We start from the raw sequence: 23,332 nt of genomic DNA, 5'->3' as shown, positions 1-23,332 counted from the left end.
TTCACGTGGTAGCTATAGGGGTCAATGCGCGCTGGAATGCCAGGGCGCAAGAGCTTGAACCGCCCCGGTTTTTGAGGAGGCTCAACACTCTGAGAGGATTGAGCCATGAAGAAGACAAACAAGTTCTCGCCTGAGGTGCGTGAGCGCGCCGTGAGGATGGTGCAAGAGCAGCGCGGGGAGTACCCGTCACTGTGGGCCGCCATTGAGTCCATCGCCCCCAAGATTGGCTGCGTGCCGCAGACCTTGAACGAGTGGGTCAAGCGCGCTGAAGTGGATGCAGGTACGCGAGAAGGTGTCACCACAGCCGAAGCCCAGCGTGTCAAGGAGCTGGAACGCGAGGTCAAAGAACTGCGCCGGGCCAACGAGATATTGAAGCTGGCCAGCGCGTTTTTCGCCCAGGCGGAGCTCGACCGCCGGTTGAAGTGATGTACCGGCTCGTGGACAAACACCGCGAAGTCCACGGGGTCGAGCCGATGTGCAGGCTGCTGCAGATCGCCCCGTCGGCCTATCGCAGGCATGCAGCCCGGTTGCGCGACACCGGCCTGCTCAGCCACAGGGCCCAGCGCGATGCGGTGTTGATGCCGACCATCGCTCGGGTGTGGAACGCCAACTTGCAGGTCTACGGCGCCGACAAGGTGTGGATGCAGATGAACCGCGAGGGCGAGGTCGTTGCTCGGTGCACGATCGAGCGCCTGATGAAGCGAATGGGGCTGCAGGGTGTCAGACGCGGCAAGGTGATTCGCACAACCATCAGTGACCGTAAGGCACTGTGCCCGCTGGACAAGGTGAATCGGCAGTTCCATGCGCAGCGGCCGAACCAGCTGTGGGTCTCGGACTTCACCTATGTCTCGACCTGGCAGGGCTGGCTCTATGTGGCCTTCGTCGTTGACGTCTTCGCCAGGCGCATCGTGGGTTGGCGCGTGAGCACATCGATGACCACGGACTTCGTTCTCGATGCTCTGGAGCAAGCGCTGTACGACCGGCAACCTGAGCGCGACAGCAGCCTCATTCACCACTCGGATCGCGGGTCGCAGTACGTTTCGATTCGGTACTCGGAACGCTTGGCAGAGGCGGGGGTCGAGCCGTCTGTGGGCAGCAAGGGCGACAGCTACGACAACGCCTTGGCCGAGACGATCAACGGTCTGTACAAGGCCGAGGTGATCCACCGACGGACCTGGAAGACCCGCGAGGCCGTCGAGCTCGCCACGCTGACCTGGGTCTCGTGGTTCAACAACCACCGTCTGATGGGGCCGCTGGGCTACATCCCGCCTGCTGAAGCTGAGGCAAACTACTACCGCCAACTCGTCGAGCAATCGGCTGCAGTGGCATGAGCACTTAAACCAAACAGCCTCCGCAAAACCCGGGGCGGTTCAGATGACCTGCTAGCTCTTACGCCTAGTGCAAGGTTCGACAAGGTGTTTCCTGGAGACTGGGGCGACTACAGCCATTTGTATGAGTTGCCATTCGTCGAACACCTTAGCTGGGTAGTCCTCGCGCTGAACAGACAAGAGGAAGTGAGGGACGTTGCCAGCTCTTCCGATCCGCAGGAAGCCGCCCTCGAAATGCTGAGACAGCGTGATGAAGTCGAGGACAAGCCCCAGCACGAAGCATTCACCGATGAAGAAGTTTTGACGCTGATTTACTCCTTGAACCGGACCATGCAAAGCATGGTGACCTATGGACGGAGTATCTCAAGCCTGCTCCAGGACGTTCGCGAATACAACAATCACGACTCATTGTTCAAGGCGATTCGTATGGTCCGGACAGTCATCGGCTGCTCGACGGCAATGCGGCATCTTGCCAGGGCTCAAATTCGAAGCGACAAGAGGTTCTTCAAGCACTTGCAAGCCGCATTCAAGGGGCCCTCCAAGAAGCCCATGATTGGCTTGGAGCCAATGCGCTATGTCTTGCTGATGCTTCGCGAAATGGGGCTAAATGATCTATCCGAAAAAGACCTGGAACACCTGATGGTGGACCTGCTCAAGGTGTACCCCCGTGCCCCAGGTGCCGCCAAAAACCTCAGCGCCCAATACCAGCGCTCCAAGAAAATAAAAACCATCTGAAATCGCGATTTGAGATGGTCGTCCAGTTGGCAGTAGATGTATTGAATCCATAACCGTTCCAGGAAGCCAGCGTGGCATGCCTGGCGCGGTTAAAGGATGGAATCCATGTCGAAGCGAAACTTTGGTGGCGAGGCCACGAAGCACCCACAAACCCAAAACCAGGCCGCGTCGGATTCGATGGGGGCGCGCGGAGCGCGCACCGGCGAATCCGATGCGGAAGGTATTGCAGGTGCGGCGCCTGGTAACACAGCACCTGATAACAGCAAATTCCACTACCAACCTCTGCGATGGGGCGTCGACAGTTTGTACCTGTCTTACCCCGGCGTCCTCTCGCCGGATCGCGTTTCTCAACTCCGCCACCTCAAATCCATAGCCCAAGGACCAGAGCATGAAGCGGCCAAAGCCCAATTGCAGTTGGGCTCCCATGTCTTCGAAGTCAAAGACAAAAGCTCTGGCCTGTTCGCGTTCACCCTGGTGGACGGCTCGTACATGATCCGCCTGGGCGCTGGCAAATCCAAGCAGTTGCCCATGGCCTATGTCCAGGTCTCCAGCCAACTCTTGAGCCACAAGGGGCCGATGGAGATTGAATCGGAGTTGCGGGACCTGCTGCGCCAACTAGGGGAAGTCCACGCCCCAAAGGTCAGCCGAGTCGATTTGTTCCTCGATTTCGCGTGCGATCTGAGTATGGAAGGCTGGGGCCGGGAGGCCTGGGTCACTCGCGCTTGTGCCGTCAACCAGTACGCGGAAGACAAGACTTTCACTGGCTGGACCATCGGGGCGGGTGGCGCTCTCATGGCGCGCCTGTATCACAAGCTCCTGGAGTGCAAGAAAAGCGGGAAGGAATACCTCCTCGACCTTTGGGCACGAGCGGGTTGGGGTCAAGATATGCCTGTCTGGCGCCTCGAATTCCAATTCAAACGCGAAGTCTTGGTGCAACTGGACCTGGACACCCTGGGCTCTGTGATGGAAAACCGTGCAGGCCTGTGGAGCTATGCCACCACTGATTGGCTGCGTATGTGCCTCCCAACAGAAGCGGACAACACCCGCAGCCGCTGGCCTATCCATCCCCTATGGATGGCTCTGTCGTCGGTAGATTGGGGCGCGCAAGGAGGCCCGTTGCTACGCAGCTACCAGGCGCTACGGGCCCCTTCCCTCGCATGGCTCGGTGCTCGCACTCTCTCGGCCTATGCCTCCATCGGTGCGATCACAGGGATCACGGACTTCGATGCGGCGGCACGTGAGGCCAAGAAACACGCGTACGACGTCCTAGGCAAGCAGAACGGCGGCGGCTTGAGCGGGGTGGGCGATGAGCAGTTCTTTCGCGAGAAAGTCCAGGCCCTCACACGCCTCTACAACACGCGCATGAATCCGCCATTGCCGCCAGCGCCTGAGACCTACCAGCGCAACGAGTACGAACGCCAGTCACGAGGCTAACCATGGAAGAAACCGGCCTGCCTTTGCCTGCGGCCCGCTGTCTGTCCAAGGAACATGCCGCTGCCTATCTGGGTATTGGCGTCACGCTCCTAGCCCAGTTGGACGTGCCTTCTGTTCGTTTTGGACGGCGCTGTGTGTACGACAGGGTTGACCTCGACGCTTGGCTCGAAGACCATAAGGACGAGCGAAGGCGGGCCGGAAAGGAGAAACAGATATGGCCCGTAATGAAGGTGTCTACAAGCGGCCGGATTCCGGCCACTTGTGGATCAATGCAACGCTCCCCAACGGCAAGCGCATACGCCAAAGCTCTGGGACTGCCGACCGAGCCGACGCGGAAGCGTACTTAGCCAAACTCAAGCTGGATGCTTACCGGGAAACCCATTTTGGGATTAAGCCGGAACGCACTTGGCAAGAGGCTGTGATTCGGTACCTTGAACTCAAAAGGACGCTGAAGAGTTTTTCGGATGTGCAACGGATTTGCCGCCACCTGGACCGCTACCTGGGCGATGCTTCACTCAGACAAATCAATGGTGATCTGATCTGGAGCATCGTGCAGGGAGAGCTCAAGAAGGGCAACAAACCCGCCACGGTGAATCGCTATCTGGCCACGGTGCGCAGCCTTCTTCGGATGGCCCGCGACGAATGGCAGTGGATCGACACCATGCCGAAAATCCGTCTGCTGACTGGAGAGGTTGAGCGGGACCGCTGGTTAACACGAGAAGAGGCAGAAAGATTGATTTCCCACTGCCCGGGTCACCTTGCAGCCCTGGTACGGTTTGCCCTGGCAACGGGGTGCCGTGCATCCGAAATCACAGGCTTGGAGTGGAACCGGGTGGACTTGCAACGCAAGACTGCCTGGCTCAACAAAACCAAGAACGGAACGCCTAGGGGAGTACCGTTAAATGAAGATGCGATTGAAGTATTGGAAGAGCAGCAAGGCAAGAACCTGAAGTATTGCTTCACCTTCCGGGGTGCACCAATCCAGCGGGCGATTACAAACACTGCTTGGTACAGCGCGTTAGAGGCTGCTGGCATCGAGGATTTCCGGTTTCACGACCTGCGCCATACGTGGGCCTCGTGGCATCGCCAGGCGGGAACGTCTTGCGACGAGCTCAAGGACTTGGGCGGCTGGAAATCCAGGGTGATGGTGGATCGCTATGCAAAGTACGCCACGGAACATCTGGCTGTCGCTGCAAGCCGCGTCCAGCGCGTCCGTGATGAAAACGTAGTCGACTTGGTCACGTTTTTGTCACGTCCAAAAGTACAAAGGGCCTAGCCATACGGCTAAGCCCTTGAATACCTTGGTGGGACGTGCGGGGGTCGAACCCACGACAAACGGATTAAAAGTCCGCTGCTCTACCAACTGAGCTAACGTCCCGGCCGATTGCAGCAATCAGTTGCCTGCTGCAAAGCCTTGAATTATAGCGTCTTTTTTTCAGCTGATTTTGAAGCTGTCGCAAGTTTGTCGAGCACCCAGCCAGCTGCACATTGACCAAATGTTGCCGTGACCGCGACCACGGATCCGTATCCATGGCAATTCAAGGAACCATCTCCCTCGATATTGCAGGAAGCGTCGGGCGGTGCGACAGCCTCTCGACTGAAGACACAGGTCACTCCAATCCGTTTACCTTCACGTGGTGCCCGGTGGTTCTTGCGCATCTGGTAACGCACCTGAGCCAACAAGGGATCATGGGTTGTATGCGCCAAATCATCCACATCAACCTTGTGTGCCTGCCTTTTGCCACCGGCAGCCCCAACCGTGATGTGCAAAACCCCCGAGGTCTTGGCCCAGACTGCGATGGCCACTTTAGCCTTCACCTGATCACAGGCATCAATGACAGCATCTACGGGTTCCGTCAGAAGTCCCGGCCAATTTCCCGGCTCGACAAACTCCTCGATGCAGTGAACTCTGCAAACAGGGTTGATCTGGGCAATCCGGTCCCGCATCGCCAGCACTTTGGCCTGGCCCACGGTTTCGGTCAAAGCGTGGATCTGCCGATTGATATTGGACTCAGCCACATGGTCGAGGTCAACCAGCGTGATCTGTGCAACCCCGCTGCGAGCCAATGCCTCCGCAGCCCATGAGCCCACGCCCCCGATACCGATCACGACGATGTGAGCGCGGCGAATCTGTGCAGCACCCACAACACCGTACAGCCGCTCAAGCCCGCCAAATCGGCGCTCTAAAGATGCTTCCATGTCATCCAGCAGTGGCACTGCAGGCGAAGGTACTTCGCCTGACATTACTTCAAACGGGAAAGGCGCTCTTTGGCCGCAACCGCCGCCTCAGATTGTGGGTAGGCCCGCACGAGGTCTTCCAGCGTCTTGCGGGCAGTACGCGTGTCTTTCAGTTCGATCTGGCAATTGGCTATTGACAAAGCGGCTTCGGGCGCACGGGCATGTCCTGGGGCGTCAGACAGCATCTGCTTGAAATTGCCAATAGCGTCCTTGTACTCACGGGTCGCATACTGGGCATTGCCGAGCCAGAAACGTGCCGACGGCACAAAACCACTGCGGGGATACTGCTTCACAAAACCAGAAAAAGCGACACTTGCGTCTGGAAACTTGCCAGAGCGGAAGACTGCCAAAGCGGCTTCGAAATCCCGCTTTTCTGCAGGATCCGCCTGGAATTCTTTCCCATCGACAGTCACTTTGATCGGTTCGAACTGGCGAAGCCGTTCATCGACACCTTGTGCGATGTCTTTCTGGCGACGCTGCAAGTCCCCTACATCACGCAACAATTGCTCGTTCTGGCCGTTGAGCTTCGCCTGCTCGGACCGCAGGGTCTCTATCTGCGTCTGCAGGTCCAAGAGGCTGCGACGCAACTGAGCGTTTTCCTCACCCAACTTACGAAGCTCTTCGGTGGAACGCTGGCTGGACAACTGCATTCCATCAACACGCTGGCGCATCTCCAAGATAGCTCGGCGTGCCTCACCATCTTCAAAAATGGCGGCATTGACGGTGGGCATCAAGACCACCGACAGTGCTGCAGCAGCCAGCACCTTAAAAGGGAAGACCACGGCAGTGGCTCGCATTAACGGTAGGACAGTTCGGCACGGCGGTTTTGCGCGTGCACATCTTCACTATTGCCTTGGGCTGCTGGCTTCTCTTTGCCAAAACTCACCGCTTCCACCTGGCTGTCAGATACGCCCAGCAAGCCCAGTGAACGACGCACGGCTTCTGCACGCTTTTGACCCAGCGCCAGGTTGTACTCGCGGCCACCACGGTCGTCGGTGTGGCCCTCGATCATGACCTTGCGACCGGAGCCCGCCTTGATGAAACGGGAGTGCGCTTCAATCAGCGACTGGAATTCGGGCTTGATGACATAGCTGTCGTAGTCGAAGTACACGATGCGTGCCACGCCCACAGGGCCCGCGCCATCACGCCCGGACTGCCCGAGATCGACACCGGCAACCCCGCTTTGCGAAGTGTTGCCCGAATTGGCGCCACCGTTGGCACCGCCCATGGTGGAGGTTGCATTTTTATCTTCGACGGGAACATCGTCCAGTTTCACGCCGGAACTACAACCCGCCATCAATGCGACAACGGTAAGGGCAAGGGTAATGCGTTTGATCATCCAAATTTCTCCTGAAGACTTGATAACTGAAAGTGCGTGAAAGTTCATTGCTTTTGAAACGGACCCCAATCCGGTTCGCGAAGATCACCCGCTTGTCCTGCCAAACGGGCTTTGATTTTTCCGTCCAGCGTGGTCGTCATGAGTGCTTCACGGCCTTGTTGCTGAGTGGCGTACACGATGAGACGGCTATTGGGTGCAAAGCTGGGATTTTCGTCCGCCGTAGTGTCGGTCAGGGCATTCACGGTACCGGAGGACAGATCCATCACGTGCAATTTGAAGGCGCCTCCCACGCGGGAGATATAGGCCAACCAGCGACCGTCAGGACTCACCGTGGGCGAGATGTTGTACGTGCCGGTGAAGGTCACACGCTCGGCGTTGCCGCCCGATGCACCCACCTTGTAAATCTGCGGTGCGCCACCGCGGTCGCTAACGAAATAGATACTGCGACCATCGCCTGAAAACACCGGCTCCGTGTCAATGCCGGCGCTCTGCATCAGGCGACGCGGCTCACCGCCATTGGCGTCGATGCTGTAGAGCTGAGAGCCACCATCGCGACTCAGCGTCACGGCCAGCGACCGCCCGTCCGGGGCCCAGGCCGGCGCGCTGTTGGAACCCCGAAAGTTGGCAATCAAGCGTCGGCGACCCGATGCCACGTCGTGCACATAGACAACCGGCTTGCGGGATTCAAAAGACACATAGGCCAGTTGCCCGCCGTTGGGCGACCAGGCCGGGGAAATGATGGGTTCAGGGCTCGACAGCGCCGACTGCGCATTCTCGCCATCGGCATCTGCGACCCACAGGCTGTATCGGGGCCCGGTCTTGGTCACATAAGCAATGCGCGTCGAAAAAACGCCGCGCTCGCCTGTGAGCTTTTCGTAGATGAAATCGGCAATGCGGTGCGCCACCAGACGCAAATCGCCCTGCGTGACTACAAAGCTCTGCCCTCCCAGGTCCTGCCCCTTGATCACATCCCACAGACGAAAACGCACATCAAAGCGTCCATCGGCCAAACGAGTGACACTCCCCGTCGCCAGCGAGTCAGCGCTTTTCTGCCGCCACAGCGCCACATCGGGCCGCGCGGTTTCATCCAAGGCCACACCCGCAGCATCGACGGCTCGAAACTGGCCACTGCGCTCCAGATCGGCCTGGACAATGGCAGCGATCTTCTGTGGAGCTTGGGCATCGCCCCGAAAGGGGGCGATGGCAATGGGCAACTGGGTCAGGCCCACACCAACCACTTCGACACGAAACTGCGCCAAAGCCGGTAGAGAAGGTGTAGCGATCAACGCAGCCAGCAATTGGCGACGCAAGGGAAGCGGCAAAGCCGCAGGAGATGGGTGTTTGGAGATTCGATCTGTGGTCATTGGCAGCCAGCGGTAGCCGAACATATGCCGAAAGGCAGGCCCCGAATGTTACACACAGCAGAAAGCCCTCTGTGACAAACTGTGCGCGCCGATCAACTTCTCTCTCACACCTTCCAAGGGGCGCGCGCGTCATTCCATGGCGCGTATAGGTAGTCCGTAGCCACGGAACCTTAGAATCCGGGCCACATGCAAGCCAATGACACGGGCGCCACGCCTGCCAACGCCTCCCTCCCTCCCGCCAGCCTGACCGCGCGCCTCAAGCGGCTGTCCATCTACTTTGGCAACCAGCGGCTGGCCTGGGGCCTGGCTATCGTTGCGACGCTTGTCGGCGCCATCACCGAGCCACTCATTCCGGCCCTGCTGCAACCCCTGCTCGACAGAGGCTTCACCCAAGGCACTCTGCAGCTTTGGATGGTGCCGCTGGCTATTCTCGGAGTCTTCCTGGTTCGGGGCATCTCCCAGTTTGTAGGTCAGTATGCGCTCGCGCGCATCGCCAACGAGGGCATGCTGGCATTGCGGCAAGCCCTGTTTGACCGGGTACTGGCTGCAGAGATGGGCCTGTTTTCACGCCAATCTGCCAGCGCGCTGTCCAACACCGTGGTCTATGAAGTCCAGACCGGCGCCACCTTGCTGGTGCAGGCGCTGCTGGGGCTGTCGCGCGACGGATTCACACTGGTGGCGCTGCTGGTCTACCTGCTGTACCTCAACTGGCAACTCACGCTGATCGTCGCCGTGGTAGTTCCAGGCGTGGCATGGATCATGAAGACCCTGTCGCGAAGGCTGTACCACCTCACCAAGAGCAGCCAGCAGGCGACCGACGAACTGGCGTATGTGGTGGAGGAAAACGTGCTGGCCCACCGCATGGTTCGCCTGCATGGCGCACAGGCAGGACAGGCCCAGCGTTTTGCGGGGCTGAGCCATAGCCTTCGGCGTCTGGCCATCAAGTCCACGATTGCATCAGCGGCCATGACCCCGCTGACCCAACTGCTCGCGGCCGCAGCACTCTCGGTGGTGATCTGTATCGCCCTTTGGCAAAGCAGGGGCACTGTTGATGCAAAGGACGTCACGGTGGGTGGATTCGTCTCGTTCATCACGGCCATGCTCATGCTCATCGCGCCCATCCGACGCCTGGCCGACGTGGCCAGTCCGGTGACACGCGGTGTGGCGGCCCTGGAGCGCGGCCTGGGCCTTCTGGGCGACACCGGTGCAGAAACCGGTGGTCAATACCGAGTCGACCGCGTCCAAGGATCGCTCACCCTCGACAACGTGACCGTGGCCTTTGGCCCGGAGCATGCGCCCGCACTGGACCGCGTGAGCCTGCAGGTTGCACCCGGTGAGATCGTCGCCTTGGTCGGCCCTTCCGGCGCAGGAAAAACCACGCTGGTCAACCTGTTGCCACGGTTCGTAATGCCCGCATCGGGAAGCATCCTGGTCGATGGACACGCCTTGCCTGACTGGGACCTGGGTTCGCTGCGCTCACAATTTGCCATGGTGAGCCAGGACGTGGTGATGTTCAACGACACGATCGCCGCCAATGTTGCGCTCGGCCATACCGTGGATGAAAAGCGCGTGCTCGAATGCCTGGTTGCCGCCAATCTGTCAGAACATGTGACTGCCCTTCCGCAAGGCATTCACACGGTGGTGGGGCACAACGCCACCCAGCTATCGGGCGGGCAACGCCAGCGGCTTGCCATTGCGCGGGCCCTCTACAAAGACGCTCCCATTCTGATCCTGGACGAAGCAACCTCAGCGCTCGATACCGAATCGGAACGCCTGGTACAGGATGCTCTGCAGCGCCTGATGCAAGGGCGCACCACAGTGGTCATTGCACACCGCCTGTCCACCATCGAGCATGCTGACCGGGTGGTTGTCATGGAGCGGGGGCGTATCGCAGAGCAAGGCACGCACAACGAACTGATGGCCCAAGGCGGGCTGTATGCGCGCCTGCAGGCGCGTCCGGTGGCAGGCAACAACGCTGCTGCGTTGGAATAGACCCACCACCGCGCCAGCGCCCGCTGAACCCTCAGTGCGGTTCAACGGCGGAGACGATGCCCCGGCTACCACTTGCCCCGATTTGGCTGCCGCCGCCGTATGGCCGCAGCGATTTTTTCAGCCGAGTCCGTACGGCTCACGCGCATTGCGAAATCCGTGGCCGTCAAACCCAGCTGGTTCTTGAGCGTGGGGTCTGCACCCTCATCCAGCAAAAGCTGCACCGCCTCGATCGATCCATAGTGCGCAGCCATCATGAGAGGGGTGGTGCCATTGGGCGACCCCGCATCGATATACGCATGGTTCTCCAGCAGCAGTGCAATGATCATCGCGTGCTGCGGAGAACCTGCCGATGCCGCGTAATGCAGCGGCGCCCAGCCGGTCTTGTTCACATCGGCATCGCGCACGATGAGCGACTTCACAGCCTCTACGTTGCCCTTGAGCGCCGCCATCATGAGCGGGCTTTCGTCCTGAGCGTTGCGCGCGTCCACATTCACTTTGCGCGATGCCAGCAGTGCTGAAAAAGCCTTGTTCGCGCCGTTTTGCAGCGCAATCGTGAGCCCCACCTGTCCCTTGGGGTCGCGGGTATTGGGGTCGAAACCCCGACGCAGCAATGTGGTGATCGCATCCCCATCGTCGCGCAGGATGGCCACAAAAAAGTCTTCATAGGCTCCCGCCCAAACGCGGACAGAGACCAGCCCCAAACCCACAGCAGCCAAGGCAGAACGTCGGTGCAAGCTCATGCCATCACTCCAGGAAACAAGGTGTCGAAATTGCGACTGGTGGCCTCAGCCACGACCTCCAGCGCAAGGCCCTTGGTCTCGGCCACCTGCCGGGCCACATAGGGCACGTACGATGGGTTATTGGTCTTGCCGCGGTAAGGCACCGGCGCCAGATACGGGCTGTCGGTCTCGATGAGCATGCGGTCAAGTGGAACGAATGCCACCACATCACGCAGGTCTTGCGCGCTCTTGAAGGTCACGATGCCCGAGAACGAGAGGTAGTAGCCCAGATCCAGCGCGGCCCGCGCCACCTGCATCGACTCGGTAAAACAGTGAAACACGCCACCAGCGCGGTTGCCAGCACCGTCCTCGCCCTCTTCCCGCAGGATAGCCAGCGTGTCGTCAGATGCGCTGCGCGTATGGATGATCAGGGGCTTGCTGCAGGCCCGCGCCGCGCGGATGTGGGTACGAAAGCGGTCACGCTGCCATTCCAGGTCGGCAATGCTGCGCCCGCCCTTGCGGTCCTCCATGCCGTAGTAGTCGAGCCCCGTTTCGCCAATGGCCACCACGCGCGGCAGGGCTGCACGGTCCAGCAGGTCTTGCACGCTGGGCTCCGTCACGCCCTCGTTGTCGGGGTGCACGCCCACCGTGCTCCAGAAGTTGTCGTGGGCCGTGGCCAGGGCATGGACGCCCTCAAACTCTTCCATGGTGGTGCAGATGCACAAGGCCCGGGTGACCTGGGCCTCGGCCATGGCCTGGCGGATGGCGGGCAAGTGGCTGACCAGCTCCGGGAAGTTGAGATGGCAATGCGAATCAGTGAACATGCGGTTTCAAAGCAATATGACTTGCGCAAAACGGGCTGGAGAAACAGCTTCTCCCAAAGGGAAACGATTTCTTACATCCTTCTTTGCGCAAGTCCTAAACAAAAAAGCCGACCCGCCAGCGCGGGTCGGCACAGGGCAGCGGCAGAGCCGGTCAGATCGTCTGGGTAGGACGGTCGGAGCCCAGGGCAGTTCCCAGCAGTTCTTCGATCTTGGCCTTGAGCTGGCGCGATTTTTCGTCTTTGGGAAACTGGATGCCCACACCTTGCGTGCGGTTGCCTGCAGCGCGGGCAGGAGTGACCCAGGCCACACGGCCCGCCACAGGGTAGCGCTGCGGGTCGTCGGGCAGCGTGAGCAGCACATACACATCATCACCCAGCTTGTAGTCGCGCTGGGTGGGTACAAAAATGCCCCCTTCGGCAAAAAAAGGAATGTAGGCCGCGTAGAGGGCCGCCTTCTCCTTGATGGCCAGCTGCATGACACTGGGACGGGGCGCGGTGGATGGACTGCTCATGAGTAGGAGATAGCGGCTTAGTGTTTGGAGTGTAGGGTGTTTCGCGCCTGGGCGACAAGCGCCTCCAGCATGAGGCCGGCATTGAACGGATGGTCCGCTGTGCGCGCCTCCTTGGCCAATGCGCGCGACCAGCGTGTGAGTGCACCCAGGGGTGGCACCTTGGGCAGGTCTGCCTGCGCAAAGTAGCGCGGAGCACTGCCCACGCTGGCGGCCAGCAGATCATGGCAAAGCTTTTGCAATGCGTCGATGGCCTGGGCCGGGGCCCAGTCGCCCAGGGCCGTCACGTCACCACGGGCCATGGCCTGTGGCAGGGCGCCCCAAGCCTGCGGGCTGCGACCGGACTGGGCCAGCGCCAGAGCATCCTCGGGCCGCCCGCCCGCGGCGCGCAGGAAGGAGGTCGCCGCATCCCGGGCTACGCCCTGTGCCTGCAACCACGCCAGCATGTCAGCCTCGGCAGGCCAGGCCATGGTATGCCCCAGGCAACGGCTGCGAATGGTGGGCAACAACTGGTGGGCCGCTTCGCTGGACAACACAAAACGCACATCGCCTGGTGGTTCCTCCAAGGTCTTGAGGAGCGCATTGGCCGTGATGTGGTTCATCTGCTCTGCCGGGTAGACCAGCACCGCCTTGCCCCGCCCACGGGCCGAGGTGCGCTGCGAAAACTCCACCGCATCACGCATGGCCTCGACGCGGATCTCGCGGCTGGGTTTGCGCTTCTTGTCGTCGATGTCGGCCTGGGCTTTTTCCGACAGCGGCCAGCCCAGCGCCATCATCTGTACCTCGGGCATGAGCACACACAGGTCGGCATGGGTGCGCACGTCGATGGCGTGACAACTGCCGCACTGGCCGCAAGCGCCGTTGGCCCCAGGGGCCTCACACAGCCATGCGCGGACCAGCTCCAGCCCCAAGGCGTACTGCCCCATCCCTGACGGCCCCTGCAGCAGCCACGCATGGCCACGCTGGGTCAGCAGGCTGGTGCGTTGCGAAGCAATCCAAGGCGCCATGGCGGCGGCGGGCACGCTCATTGGGGCCCTCCCTGCGCGGCCACCATGATGGCCAGCCACCCCTTGCGCACAAACACGCTGGTGAGTTGCTGCCAGACACGGTGGCGCTCCTGCGCCGCATCCAGACGCGCAAAGCGTTGGGGCGCAGCGGCGGCGCGGTCGGCATAACCTTGGGCTACGCGGCGGAAGAACTCCACGGGCTGGGCCTCAAAACGGTCAGGCACACGTGCTCCAGCCAGGCGCTCGGCCGCCACCTCGGGGGCCAGATCAAACCACACCGTCAGGTCCGGTTCACGCATCAAATTGGCATCAGGCGCAAGTCCCGTCTGCGCCAGACGCTCCAAAACTGATAGCACTCTCAGATCAAAGCCCCGCCCCGACCCTTGGTAGGCGAAGGTGGCATCGGTAAACCGGTCGCACAGCACCACATCGCCCCGCGCCAGGGCCGGTTCAATGACGTTAAGCAGGTGGTCGCGGCGGGCAGCAAAAATCAAGAGGGACTCGGTGAGTGCGTCCATGGGGTCGTTCAGCACCATCTCGCGCAGCTTTTCAGCCAGCGGAGTGCCGCCGGGCTCGCGGCTCACGGTGACCGTACGGCCCTGGGTACGGAACGCCGCCGCCAAGCCCTCAATGTGCGAGGACTTGCCCGCACCATCGATGCCTTCAAAGGTAATGAACAGACCGGGTCGTGACATGGGAACCTTGGTTGAATCGGGGCGCTTGACGTTCACAGAGGCCGCTCACTGCCCCCGCTGATAGCGGTTGACGGCGCGGTTGTGCTCGTCCAGCGACGCACTGAAGTGGCTGGTGCCATCGCCTTTGGCCACAAAGTACAGCGCGCGCGTGGCCTGCGGTTGCACGGCAGCCAGCAGCGCCGCCTTGCCGGGCATGGCAATCGGCGTGGGCGGCAGGCCAGCACGGGTGTAGGTGTTCCACGGCGTGTCGGCCTGCAGGTCACGCTTGCGCAGGTTGCCGTCGAATTTCTCGCCCAGGCCATAAATCACCGTAGGGTCGGTCTGTAGCAGCATGCCCACACGCAGCCGGTTCACGAAAACGCCCGCAATTTGACCCCGGTCGCTGGGCTTGCCTGTTTCCTTCTCGACAATGCTGGCCAGGGTCAGCGCTTCGTCGGCCGACTTGAGGGGCGTGTCGGCCGCACGCAGCGCCCAGGCGGCCTCCAGGCGGCGGTCCATCGCATGCAGCGCGCGCCGCAGCAGGGCCATGTCGCTCGACCCCTTGGCATAGGTGTACGTATCCGGGAAAAACCGCCCCTCGGGAGCCACGCCGGGGCGGCCCAGTTGCGCCATCAGCGCCTCGTCGGTGAGTTGGGCCGAATCTGGTTTGATCTGCTCTTCCCGCGCCAGCGCCTGGCGTACCTGGCGCCAATTCCAGCCTTCGACCAGCGTCAATGCACGCAGGGCCTCTTCGCCACGGGCAAGCTTTTGCAGCAGACCCATCGGGGTAATGCCGGGCGGGATTTCATAGTTGCCAGCCTTGATGGCACGGTCCTGCCCCGAGACACGAAACCAGGCGTACAGCAGGCGGGAATCTGTCTTGACCCCTGCGGCCACCACATCGCGGGCCACCCCGCGCGGCGTGGTGCCGGGCTCGATGGCAAGCTCCAGCGGCTCAGGGCCCAGGTCCAGCGGCTGGTGCAGCCACCAATACGCAGCGCCGCCCAGTGCGATCCCAACCAACACGATCAAAGCCAGTAAACGTCGCACAACCCTGCTACCGATATGTATGAATCAGGGCATCATAATTCAGCGATGACCTATCCCTTGAATGGCATTGCCCCCCTCTCCCACCTCGGCGTGATTCGCGTGGAAGGCGAAGACGCGGCCAAGTTCCTGCACGGCCAGCTCACCCAGGACTTCGCCTTGCTCGGCATGGACCAGGCCCGCTTGGCCGCTTTTTTGTCGGCCAAGGGCCGCATGCAGGCCAGCTTCATTGGACTCAAGCGCAGCGCCACCGAGGTGCTGCTGGTCTGCAGCCGCGACCTGCTGCCCCCCACGCTCAAGCGCCTGTCCATGTTTGTGCTGCGCGCCAAGGCCAAGTTGACCGATGCCACGAACGACTTCGCCCTGTACGGCCTGGCCGGAGATGCGGTCCCAGACGGCAGTCAACCCGCCTGGACCAAGTCCGATGCAGGAGCGGCATCTGTGGTCCACCTGTATCCCGCCGACGGCCAGCCCCGCGCGCTGTGGGTGGCCCCCGCGTCTGACCCCGCCCCCGCAGGCCCGGCACTGGATACGGCTCTGTGGCTCTGGAGCGAGGTAAAAAGCGGCGTGGCCACACTGACCACACCCGTGGTGGAAACCTTTGTGCCCCAGATGCTCAATTACGAATCCGTGGGCGGCGTGAACTTCAAGAAAGGCTGCTACCCCGGCCAGGAAGTGGTGGCACGCAGCCAGTTCCGGGGCACGCTCAAGCGCCGTGCCTATGTGGCCCATGTTGCGGCAGAGGTGGCGGTGGGTGCCGAGGTGTTCAGCACCACCGACCTGGAGCAGCCATGCGGCACCGTGGTGCAAGTGGCACCGGCCCCCGCCGGCGGCTTCGATGCCATCGTGTCGCTGCAGATTGCAGCTACGCAGGAAGGCAGCCTGCAGGTGGGTGCGGCGGACGGTGTGGCGCTGTCGCTGGAGCCCCTGCCCTATGCACTGCTCGATGACATTTGAATAAAAATGGGCTGTAGCGCTTGTTGAATATGCGCTGATAGCTCATTTTTTAATAGCAAACCACTACAACCTTCGCGCCATCGCGATGTGCGCAATGCCCGCCTCTTCGTAGGGCTCGCCCACCACGGTGAACCCGGCACGGCGGTAGAAGCCCTCGGCGCTGCGCTGGGCGTGCAGTTGAACCTCGGTGTCGCCCCGCGCCCGCGCGGCATCCACCAGCGCATCCAGCAACTGCCTCCCCCATTGCGCGCCACGCACCGAGCGGTCCACCGCCATGCGGCCAATGCGGCCCACACCCGGTGACTGCTGCAGCAGGCGGCCTGCAGCGATCGGCATGCCCAGCCGGTTGTAGAGCACGGCATGGCGGGCCGAGATGTCCTTCAGGTCCGCCTCCACCTCTGCCGGAATGCCTTGCTCCCGCACGAACACATCCGTGCGCACACGGCCCGCATCGCGGCCCAGGGTGTTCCAGTCGCCAGTGCGCACCTCGGCCATGTCGGTGCCTGCTTCGAATCCCTCGAAGATGGCGCGCAGCGCGGGCGGCACGGGGCGGGAGGTCTGCGTGGCCGGGTCGGCAAACACATAGACCAGCTCAGCCGAGATCAGCGAGCGATCTCCACAAAAAATGCCCGCTGTGAACAGGCACGAAGAGTTGCCGATGCGCGTGCATTGGAGGCCCACATCCAGCGTGTCATCGAGCCGCGCCGAGGCGTGGTATTCGACGGTGGCCTTCTTCACATACATCTCGCCGCCCAGGGCCAGCATGCTCGCCTCGTACGGCAGCGCCAGCGCGCGCCAGTATTCAGACATGGCCGTATCGACGTACATGAGGTAGTGTGCGTTGAACACGATTTTTTGCATGTCCACCTCGGCCCAGCGCACGCGCAGCCGGTGGAAACAACGGAAATCACTGCGTTGCATGGATTCGTTACTCCAGGTGAAAAGCCAGCCGCAGCGCGCGGGCCGCGTCGGCATGGGCCTTGCGCGCCTCGGGGATGGCGCGGCCCATCTTGATGAATTCGTGGGTCACGCCCCGGTAGATGTCGAGGTCCACCGCAACGCCCGCCAGACGCAGCTTGTCGGCGTATTCGATGCCCTCATCCACCAGCGGATCGCATTCGGCCAGCCCGATCCAGGCGGGCGCAACACCCTCCAGGTCCGGGGCCAGCAGGGGTGCAAAACGCCAGTCTTCACGCTCTGCACGGCTTTGCACATAGTTACCAAAAAACCAGCTGATGGCAGGCTCCTCCAGTACCAGGCCGCGTGCAAAGGTGGTGTGGGATGGCGTGTCCTGGTGCGCCGCACAGCCGGGGTAGATCAGCAGTTGCAGTGCCAGTGGCAAGCCTGCCTCACGCGCCAGGATGGCGTTGACGGCGGCCAGTGTGCCGCCAGCGCTGTCGCCGCCCACGGCCAGCCGTTCAGGGTCTGCACCCAGGCTCTTGGCGTTGGCAGCGAGCCACTGCAGCGCATCCCACGCATCGTTGCTGGCCGTAGGGAAGCGGTGCTCTGGCGCCAGCCGGTAGTCCAGCGATACCACCATGCAACCAGCCAGGCGCGCCAGCTCGCGGCACAGGATGTCGTGCGTGGCAATGTTGCCGATGGTGAAGCCGCCGCCGTGCGTGTACAGCAGCACAGGCAGGCCTTTGTCGGTGCTGGGGGCGTACAGCCGCGCGGGCAGCAGGACGCCATCGCGGGCCGGTATCTGCAGATCCTCTACCCGCGCCAGCGCGGCCTTGGGCACCTCCAGAACATCGGCGCCTGCCTGGTAGGCGATGCGTGCATCCTGCGGCGTGCGCGTGTGCAGCGGCGGGTGCCCCGCGCGGGCCATGCGTTCAAGCACGCTGCGCATCTGGGGGGTCAGGCGGGTGTGGTGGATGTGCAGGTCGGTCAACGGTCAGGGTCTCGGCAGCAGAAAGAAAGACCCGCTCTGCGCGGGCCACGGAGGCAAGGTTTACTTGAAGCTCAGCCGCACGGGCGCAGCACCCGGCAGGCCTTCATAGGTCGCCGTCACGGACAGGCCCGGCTTGGGCGGCAACAGCGGCGAGAAAGAGCCCAGACTGATCAGGTCGCCCGGTTGCATGGCCAGGCCTTCTTGCGCCAGCGCGCCGGCCAGCCACACCACGGCGTTGAGCGGGTGCTCCAGGATGTCGCTGCCCTTGCCGCCGCCCAGGCGCACGCCCGCACCGTCGGTCAGCGACACGTTCATGTCGGCCAACGCCTTCAGCATCGCAAACCGCTCGCCGCGATAGGCGGGTACGGCAATAGGCGCACCGGCGACGCCCAGGCGTGCACCCACGTTGATGGCCGTCACGCCCGCACCGTTGAGCTTGGGCGGAGCCTGCACCATGAGGTCGGGCAGCTCGATGAACGGGATGATCTGGTCCACGGCGTCCAGCACGTCCATGGGGGTCTTGGCCTGGTTGATGGCGGCGCTTTTTACACGCACGAGCATGTCGGCTTCGTAAAGGGGGCGGGCACCAAACGCGGGGTCGACCGTGGCGCCGCTCGCCAACACCATGCCCTGGTAGAGCTTGCCCCACACGGGCCTGTCGGTGTTGAAGCGCTTTTGCACCGCCGGGTTGGTCAGACCCGCCTTGTAGCCAATCACCTTGCCCAGGCGCTGGGCCAGCAAGGCATTGACCTTGCCCCGGGTGCAGGCGCCGTCGGCATCCGAGAGGTTCTCGGGGTTGGCCGCCGGGGTCTTGGCGACATAGCTGGCCACCAGCTCGGCGGCCTGCGCGTCCGTCAGGCACTGGGCCTGGGCGCTTGTCACAGAGGCGACGGCTACCAGGGCCACCATCAGGGTTTGCTTCGTGTTCATGTGTGTCTCCTGCCTATAAAGTGGACCGCTACGGCTATCGTAATCGCTGGCAATCCCATTCACACATCCTGTTGCACCATGGCTTTCATCTACTACGTCACCCAGATCCAGTTTGAATTCGGCGCCGTCCGGCTGCTCAAGCAAGAATGCGAGCGCGTCGGCATCACGCGCCCGCTGATCGTGACGGACCCCGGCGTGAAGGCCGCTGGTGTGCTGCAAAAGGCGCTGGACGCCCTGCCCGGTTTGACCGTGGCGGTGTTTGACCAGACCCCCTCCAACCCCACCGAGGCCGCCGTTCGCGCCGCCGTGGAGATGTACAAGGCCCAGGGCTGCGACGGCCTGATCGCGGTGGGCGGCGGCTCGGCCATTGACTGTGCCAAGGGCATCGCGATTGCTGCCACGCACGAAGGGCCACTCACCCACTACGCCACCATCGAAGGCGGCTCGCCACGCATCACCGAGCGCGCTGCGCCGCTGATTGCCGTGCCCACCACCAGCGGCACGGGGAGCGAGGTGGCGCGTGGCGCCATCATCATCGTGGACGACCACCGCAAGCTGGGTTTCCACTCGTGGAACCTGGTGCCCAAGACCGCCATCTGCGACCCCGACCTCACGCTGGGCCTGCCGCCCGGGCTGACGGCCGCCACCGGCATGGACGCGATTGCGCACTGCATGGAAACCTTCATGTCGGCGGCCTTCAACCCGCCCGCCGACGGGATTGCGCTCGACGGCCTCACGCGCGGCTGGGCAAACATCGAACTGGCCACCAAGAACGGCAGCGACCGCGATGCACGCCTGCACATGATGAGCGCCAGCATGCAGGGCGCCATGGCGTTCCAGAAAGGCCTGGGCGCCGTGCACTCGCTCAGCCACAGCCTGGGCGGCGTGAACCCGCGCCTGCACCACGGCACCCTGAACGCCATGTTCCTGCCCGCCGTGATCCGCTTCAACGCGCAGGCCGAATCGGTGCGCAAGGAAAAGCGACTGGAACGCATGGCCCACGCCATGGGCCTCGCCGCTGCGGGCGACATCCCCGAGGCCATCCGCGACATGAATGCCCGCCTGGGCCTGCCCACAGGTCTGGCCGCCATGGGCGTGACCGAGGCCATGTTCGACGACATCATCAAGGGCGCGATGGCAGACCACTGCCACAAGACCAACCCCCGCGTTGCCACGCCCGAGGAATACCGCGACATGCTGGCGCAGTCGCTCTGACCCACCGCCCCCCGTTTCACCCGCCCGTTTGGCCCGCCCGGCAGCGTCAGCCGACTGCGGCTAGGTGGCTGTGCGCGCGGCCGGGGAACACGCGGGGCGCCCTCTGATCTTGGCGTTGTTTACAAACCGTCACACATCTACAACACCGCACAGGATTGCGCTGTCCAGGAATCGGACCGCAACCCCTTCCACGCTAGACTTCCTGCTGTCAACAATTAATTAACCATTCATTACCCCCGGGTTGTGGGAGAGGACCAACGTCAATGCGCACAGGAAATCTCACCACCTGGCTTCTGCGAGGCACCTACCCCCGGCTGTACCTCCCCATCGTGGTGATCATCCTGCTGGTCAGCGGCGTGCGCTACCACTACCTGCTGCAAGCAGAAACCGAGGAAGTCCATCGCCATGCCGCTACCGAGTTCCGGCGCATGAGCGAATACCTCCAGCCGCGCCTGGCCGCCGAGCCCGTCCCGGACAGCACCGCCATCGCTGGCCTTTTGCGCGAGGGCATCACCCACCTGGGCCCCGGTGTTCAGGCGCTCAAATGGGAGTCGGCCGACCACCCCGCCACCGAGGTATCCACACCCTCCCCAATCGCCCTGGCCCCCGGCTGGTTTGCCCGCTGGCTGGACATCGCCCGCCCCCTGCAGCAATCTGGCCAGCGCCTGGCGAACGGCACCCAGGGCCGCCTGACCATCGCCCTGCATGCACAACCGTTGGTAGACCGGGTCTGGAGCACCGTGATCATCCAGGCGCGCATCTCGGCGCTCAATATCTTCACGGTCCTGTTCCTGCTCACGCTGCTGCTGCGCGCCAATGCGCGCATGCTGCGGCGCCTGGCGCAGGCCACCGATGCGTTTCGCCAAGGCTATCTGGGCACCCGCATGGAGGTGACCGGCACCCTCGAATCGCGGGCCATGGCCGACACGTTCAACGACATGGCGGGCAAAGTCCAGTCGCTGGTGCTGTCCCTGCATGAGACCCAGCGCCAGCAAAGCGAGCAGTTGCACTTCACTCGGCAATTGATCGACGCCCTGCCTTTGCCCGTGTTTGTGCGCAATGCCGACGGCACCTACCTCGACACCAACCGCGCATGGCAGCGGCTCTTTCAGGCCCCAGTGGACCCCGCGGGGACCCATACCGGGCTGGCCACCACCGCGACCACCGTGCCGGAAGCCCTGTCGCCCGAACACTCCGCTCAGGTCGCCAACGCGCAGGACAACGTCATCCGCATCCACCCGGCCCACCAGCCCCCGCTGGACATGGCCTACTACGAAGCGCCCTTCACCAGCACCAGCGGTGCCCTGGCGGGCACCATCGGCACCTTGGTGGACGTGACCGAGCGCAAGCGCGCCCAGGAGGCCCTGCACGCCGAAAAGGAGCGCGCAGAGGTCACCCTCGCCTCGATTGGCGACGGCGTCATCACCACCGATCTGGCAGGACGCATCGACACCCTCAACGAGGCCGCCCAGCTCATGACCGGCTTCACAGCCCAGCAGGCCGTAGGTCGGCAGTTGGACGATGTGTTCCGCCTGTACGAAGAGCCCGCCAGCCGCAGCACCAGCACAGCCACCGAGCGCGACAGCCAGCCCGGCGCGCTGCAGCAGGCCACGCAAGAGGTACTGATCCACCGCTCGGGCGAGCGCTACGCCATCGAATACACCGCCTCGCCCATCCGCAAACACGACAGCCTGGCTGTGGGCTGTGTGCTGGTGTTTCGCGACGTGACCGAAGCCCGCAACCTGCGACACCAGATCTCCTGGCACGCCCGGCACGACCCGCTGACGGGGCTCTACAACCGCGCGGCACTGGCCGAGCGCCTCACGCACGCCCTGTTCATGGCCCGCAACAAAGGCCGGCTGCTGGCCGTGTGCATGCTCGACCTGGACCACTTTCAGGCCGTGAACGACGCATTTGGCAACCGCGTGGGCGACCGCCTGCTCAAGGAAACCGCCCGGCGCCTGGGGGCCTTCATCACCCCGGGCGATGCCGTAGCGCGCATGGGGGGTGACGAATTCGTGCTGCTGCTGGGCGAGCAGCCGGACATCCCGGCCATCGAAGCCCGCCTAGCGGTGCTGATGCAGCAGCTGGCGGCCCCATATGCCATCGACAGCCGCGAGGTGAACACCACGGTGAGCATCGGTGTGGCCGTGTTCCCGCACGACGATACCAACCCCGACACCCTGCTGCGCCACGCCGACCAGGCCATGTGCCAGGCCAAGCGCTTTGGCCGCAACCAGCTGCATGTGTTCGACGTGCAGCAAGACCACGCCGTGCAGACCCAGCACACGCGCCAGACCCGCGTCGCGCAAGCCCTGCACGCCGGCGAACTGGTGCTGCACTACCAGCCCAAGGTCAACCTGCGCACGGGCAACATCATCGGGCTGGAAGCCCTGCTCCGCTGGCAGCACCCGCAAGACGGCCTGCTGGGCCCGCAGCATGTGCTGCCGCTCATCGAGGACACGGACCTGGTCGTGGAACTGGGTGAATGGGTGCTTCTGCAGGCATTGACACAGATGCGGCAGTGGGCCGATGCGGGCATGTCATGGGAAATCAGCGTCAACATCGCTGCGCCACATTTCCACCGGCCCAACTTTGTGCAGCGCCTCAAAGACATCCTGCACACCTGCCCAGAAGTGTCTCCCACGCGCCTGGAATTGGAGATCCTCGAATCCGCTGCCCTGGAGGACATGCAGTACATGCGCCAAATGATGCAAAGCTGCCAGGCCCTGGGGGTGCGTTTTGCGCTGGACGACTTCGGCACCGGCTTCTCATCGCTGTCCTACCTCAAACGCCTACCGGCCGAGACGATCAAGATCGACCAGTCGTTCGTACGCGGCATCCTGGAGGATGGCGACGACCTCACCCTGGTCCAAGCCATCGTGGCGCTGGCCGCCGCATTCCACCGCCATGTAGTGGCCGAGGGCGTGGAGACCGCCGAGCACTGCGCCAAGCTGCTGGAGCTGGGTTGCGAACGGGCGCAGGGCTATGGCATTGCACGGCCCATGCCTGCGCACGAAGTGCTGGGCTGGGCCCGTGAGCATTCAGCCCGCCATGCCGTCAGAACAGCACAAGACACTGCCCGACGACCTGCAGCCGCCTGATACGCACACATTGCGCCCGGCAAGTC

At 62.8% G+C, this 23,332-nt stretch carries 21 protein-coding genes, 1 tRNA gene and 1 other annotated feature; of the genes, 8 read left to right on the top strand and 14 right to left on the bottom strand.

All coding sequences use genetic code 11. From position 1 onward, the window contains the following. Positions 1-105 precede the first annotated feature (105 nt). The 4 genes from CLU85_RS10250 to CLU85_RS10235 all read left to right on the top strand — a co-directional run bounded on the left by CLU85_RS10250 (position 106) and on the right by CLU85_RS10235 (position 4,773). A protein-coding gene (locus tag CLU85_RS10250; RefSeq protein WP_100410175.1) for an IS3 family transposase occupies positions 106-1,331 on the top strand; the annotation gives its coding sequence in 2 pieces (ribosomal slippage) (positions 106-394 and positions 394-1,331; 1,227 coding nt in all). Further along, positions 384-500 (top strand) — a sequence feature (AL1L pseudoknot). (Overlaps the previous gene by 117 nt.) Positions 1,332-1,415: 84 nt before the next feature. After that, a complete protein-coding gene (locus tag CLU85_RS10245) occupies positions 1,416-2,063 on the top strand; it encodes a hypothetical protein (protein ID WP_157803953.1) in 648 nt (215 codons plus the stop codon). Between the two features lie 105 nt (positions 2,064-2,168). Continuing rightward, positions 2,169-3,497, top strand: coding sequence for a replication initiation factor (locus tag CLU85_RS10240; protein WP_157803952.1), 1,329 nt, complete (start codon positions 2,169-2,171; stop codon positions 3,495-3,497). Between the two features lie 214 nt (positions 3,498-3,711). After that, positions 3,712-4,773: a site-specific integrase gene (locus CLU85_RS10235; RefSeq protein WP_198509167.1), complete on the top strand. Its 1,062-nt coding sequence runs from the start codon at positions 3,712-3,714 to the stop codon at positions 4,771-4,773. 26 nt (positions 4,774-4,799) lie between these two features. Here CLU85_RS10235 and CLU85_RS10230 read toward each other — a convergent pair. From CLU85_RS10230 to tolB, 5 genes are all read right to left on the bottom strand, one after another. After that, positions 4,800-4,875: transfer RNA gene (locus CLU85_RS10230), tRNA-Lys, on the bottom strand. 41 nt (positions 4,876-4,916) lie between these two features. Further along, a complete protein-coding gene (locus CLU85_RS10225) occupies positions 4,917-5,696 on the bottom strand; it encodes a ThiF family adenylyltransferase (RefSeq protein WP_232727788.1) in 780 nt (259 codons plus the stop codon). 44 nt (positions 5,697-5,740) lie between these two features. Next, complete coding sequence (ybgF, locus tag CLU85_RS10220; protein ID WP_100410171.1) at positions 5,741-6,532, bottom strand: tol-pal system protein YbgF; 792 nt, start codon at positions 6,530-6,532, stop codon at positions 5,741-5,743. Beyond that, on the bottom strand, positions 6,532-7,074 hold the full coding sequence (pal, locus tag CLU85_RS10215) for a peptidoglycan-associated lipoprotein Pal (protein WP_100410170.1): 543 nt from the start codon (positions 7,072-7,074) through the stop codon (positions 6,532-6,534). The genes ybgF and pal overlap by 1 nt, the downstream gene beginning before the upstream one ends. A gap of 44 nt (positions 7,075-7,118) precedes the next feature. Further along, positions 7,119-8,438 carry a Tol-Pal system beta propeller repeat protein TolB gene (tolB, locus tag CLU85_RS10210; RefSeq protein WP_100412474.1) on the bottom strand — a complete coding sequence of 440 codons (1,320 nt, stop codon included), beginning with the start codon at positions 8,436-8,438 and terminating at the stop codon, positions 7,119-7,121. Positions 8,439-8,624: 186 nt separating this feature from the next. Between tolB and msbA the strand changes: the two genes are divergently transcribed. Beyond that, positions 8,625-10,430: a lipid A export permease/ATP-binding protein MsbA gene (msbA, locus tag CLU85_RS10205; RefSeq protein ID WP_100410169.1), complete on the top strand. Its 1,806-nt coding sequence runs from the start codon at positions 8,625-8,627 to the stop codon at positions 10,428-10,430. Between the two features lie 65 nt (positions 10,431-10,495). Here msbA and CLU85_RS10200 read toward each other — a convergent pair whose 3' ends face one another. From CLU85_RS10200 to mltG, 6 genes are all read right to left on the bottom strand, one after another. Continuing rightward, a complete protein-coding gene (locus CLU85_RS10200) occupies positions 10,496-11,170 on the bottom strand; it encodes an ankyrin repeat domain-containing protein (protein WP_100410168.1) in 675 nt (224 codons plus the stop codon). Further along, complete coding sequence (locus CLU85_RS10195; protein WP_100410167.1) at positions 11,167-11,973, bottom strand: TatD family hydrolase; 807 nt, start codon at positions 11,971-11,973, stop codon at positions 11,167-11,169. Before CLU85_RS10195 ends, CLU85_RS10200 begins: the two co-directional genes overlap by 4 nt. Positions 11,974-12,124: 151 nt before the next feature. Next, entirely contained in the window at positions 12,125-12,484 is a 360-nt protein-coding gene (locus tag CLU85_RS10190) for a PilZ domain-containing protein (RefSeq protein WP_100410166.1), read from the bottom strand. 17 nt (positions 12,485-12,501) lie between these two features. After that, complete coding sequence (locus CLU85_RS10185; RefSeq protein ID WP_100410165.1) at positions 12,502-13,509, bottom strand: hypothetical protein; 1,008 nt, start codon at positions 13,507-13,509, stop codon at positions 12,502-12,504. Then, positions 13,506-14,183, bottom strand: coding sequence for a dTMP kinase (gene tmk / locus CLU85_RS10180; RefSeq protein WP_100410164.1), 678 nt, complete (start codon positions 14,181-14,183; stop codon positions 13,506-13,508). Before tmk ends, CLU85_RS10185 begins: the two co-directional genes overlap by 4 nt. Positions 14,184-14,228: 45 nt before the next feature. Next, positions 14,229-15,212 (bottom strand): endolytic transglycosylase MltG, encoded by a 984-nt coding sequence (gene mltG, locus CLU85_RS10175; protein ID WP_304528983.1) that lies wholly within the window; start codon positions 15,210-15,212, stop codon positions 14,229-14,231. A 45-nt stretch (positions 15,213-15,257) separates the two neighbouring features. Here mltG and CLU85_RS10170 point away from each other — a divergent pair, with 45 nt between their 5' ends. Beyond that, on the top strand, positions 15,258-16,166 hold the full coding sequence (locus tag CLU85_RS10170) for a folate-binding protein YgfZ (RefSeq protein WP_100410162.1): 909 nt from the start codon (positions 15,258-15,260) through the stop codon (positions 16,164-16,166). 63 nt (positions 16,167-16,229) lie between these two features. Here the strand turns inward: CLU85_RS10170 and CLU85_RS10165 are convergent, their stop codons facing one another. The 3 genes from CLU85_RS10165 to CLU85_RS10155 all read right to left on the bottom strand — a co-directional run bounded on the left by CLU85_RS10165 (position 16,230) and on the right by CLU85_RS10155 (position 18,987). Then, complete coding sequence (locus tag CLU85_RS10165) at positions 16,230-17,087, bottom strand: YbgC/FadM family acyl-CoA thioesterase (RefSeq protein ID WP_100410161.1); 858 nt, start codon at positions 17,085-17,087, stop codon at positions 16,230-16,232. A 7-nt stretch (positions 17,088-17,094) separates the two neighbouring features. Further along, entirely contained in the window at positions 17,095-18,015 is a 921-nt protein-coding gene (locus CLU85_RS10160) for an alpha/beta hydrolase (protein ID WP_232727937.1), read from the bottom strand. Between the two features lie 102 nt (positions 18,016-18,117). After that, positions 18,118-18,987, bottom strand: a complete 870-nt coding sequence (locus CLU85_RS10155; protein WP_100410159.1) for a 2-keto-4-pentenoate hydratase — start codon at positions 18,985-18,987, stop codon at positions 18,118-18,120. Positions 18,988-19,065: 78 nt separating this feature from the next. Between CLU85_RS10155 and CLU85_RS10150 the strand changes: the two genes are divergently transcribed. Both CLU85_RS10150 and CLU85_RS10145 read left to right on the top strand, forming a co-directional pair. Further along, positions 19,066-20,202, top strand: a complete 1,137-nt coding sequence (locus tag CLU85_RS10150; protein ID WP_100410158.1) for an iron-containing alcohol dehydrogenase — start codon at positions 19,066-19,068, stop codon at positions 20,200-20,202. Between the two features lie 263 nt (positions 20,203-20,465). Then, entirely contained in the window at positions 20,466-23,306 is a 2,841-nt protein-coding gene (locus CLU85_RS10145; protein WP_100410157.1) for an EAL domain-containing protein, read from the top strand. Positions 23,307-23,332 lie beyond the last annotated feature (26 nt).

The organism is Acidovorax sp. 69 (assembly GCF_002797445.1).
Classification (GTDB): domain Bacteria; phylum Pseudomonadota; class Gammaproteobacteria; order Burkholderiales; family Burkholderiaceae_C; genus Acidovorax.
This window is presented reverse-complemented; position numbering and strand designations above follow the sequence as displayed.

What these genes read in the sequence shown, in the direction of transcription:
- CLU85_RS10240 (WP_157803952.1), top strand. Translation starts at nt 2,169, where the DNA reads ATGTCGAAGCGAAACTTTGGTGGCGAGGCCACGAAGCACCCACAAACC.
- CLU85_RS10235 (WP_198509167.1), top strand. Translation starts at nt 3,712, where the DNA reads ATGGCCCGTAATGAAGGTGTCTACAAGCGGCCGGATTCCGGCCACTTG.
- CLU85_RS10225 (WP_232727788.1), bottom strand. Translation starts at nt 5,696, where the DNA reads ATGGAAGCATCTTTAGAGCGCCGATTTGGCGGGCTTGAGCGGCTGTAC.
- ybgF (WP_100410171.1), bottom strand. Translation starts at nt 6,532, where the DNA reads ATGCGAGCCACTGCCGTGGTCTTCCCTTTTAAGGTGCTGGCTGCTGCA.
- pal (WP_100410170.1), bottom strand. Translation starts at nt 7,074, where the DNA reads ATGATCAAACGCATTACCCTTGCCCTTACCGTTGTCGCATTGATGGCG.
- tolB (WP_100412474.1), bottom strand. Translation starts at nt 8,438, where the DNA reads ATGACCACAGATCGAATCTCCAAACACCCATCTCCTGCGGCTTTGCCG.
- msbA (WP_100410169.1), top strand. Translation starts at nt 8,625, where the DNA reads ATGCAAGCCAATGACACGGGCGCCACGCCTGCCAACGCCTCCCTCCCT.
- CLU85_RS10200 (WP_100410168.1), bottom strand. Translation starts at nt 11,170, where the DNA reads ATGAGCTTGCACCGACGTTCTGCCTTGGCTGCTGTGGGTTTGGGGCTG.
- CLU85_RS10195 (WP_100410167.1), bottom strand. Translation starts at nt 11,973, where the DNA reads ATGTTCACTGATTCGCATTGCCATCTCAACTTCCCGGAGCTGGTCAGC.
- CLU85_RS10190 (WP_100410166.1), bottom strand. Translation starts at nt 12,484, where the DNA reads ATGAGCAGTCCATCCACCGCGCCCCGTCCCAGTGTCATGCAGCTGGCC.
- CLU85_RS10185 (WP_100410165.1), bottom strand. Translation starts at nt 13,509, where the DNA reads ATGAGCGTGCCCGCCGCCGCCATGGCGCCTTGGATTGCTTCGCAACGC.
- tmk (WP_100410164.1), bottom strand. Translation starts at nt 14,183, where the DNA reads ATGTCACGACCCGGTCTGTTCATTACCTTTGAAGGCATCGATGGTGCG.
- CLU85_RS10170 (WP_100410162.1), top strand. Translation starts at nt 15,258, where the DNA reads ATGACCTATCCCTTGAATGGCATTGCCCCCCTCTCCCACCTCGGCGTG.
- CLU85_RS10165 (WP_100410161.1), bottom strand. Translation starts at nt 17,087, where the DNA reads ATGCAACGCAGTGATTTCCGTTGTTTCCACCGGCTGCGCGTGCGCTGG.
- CLU85_RS10160 (WP_232727937.1), bottom strand. Translation starts at nt 18,015, where the DNA reads ATGCGCAGCGTGCTTGAACGCATGGCCCGCGCGGGGCACCCGCCGCTG.
- CLU85_RS10155 (WP_100410159.1), bottom strand. Translation starts at nt 18,987, where the DNA reads ATGAACACGAAGCAAACCCTGATGGTGGCCCTGGTAGCCGTCGCCTCT.
- CLU85_RS10150 (WP_100410158.1), top strand. Translation starts at nt 19,066, where the DNA reads ATGGCTTTCATCTACTACGTCACCCAGATCCAGTTTGAATTCGGCGCC.
- CLU85_RS10145 (WP_100410157.1), top strand. Translation starts at nt 20,466, where the DNA reads ATGCGCACAGGAAATCTCACCACCTGGCTTCTGCGAGGCACCTACCCC.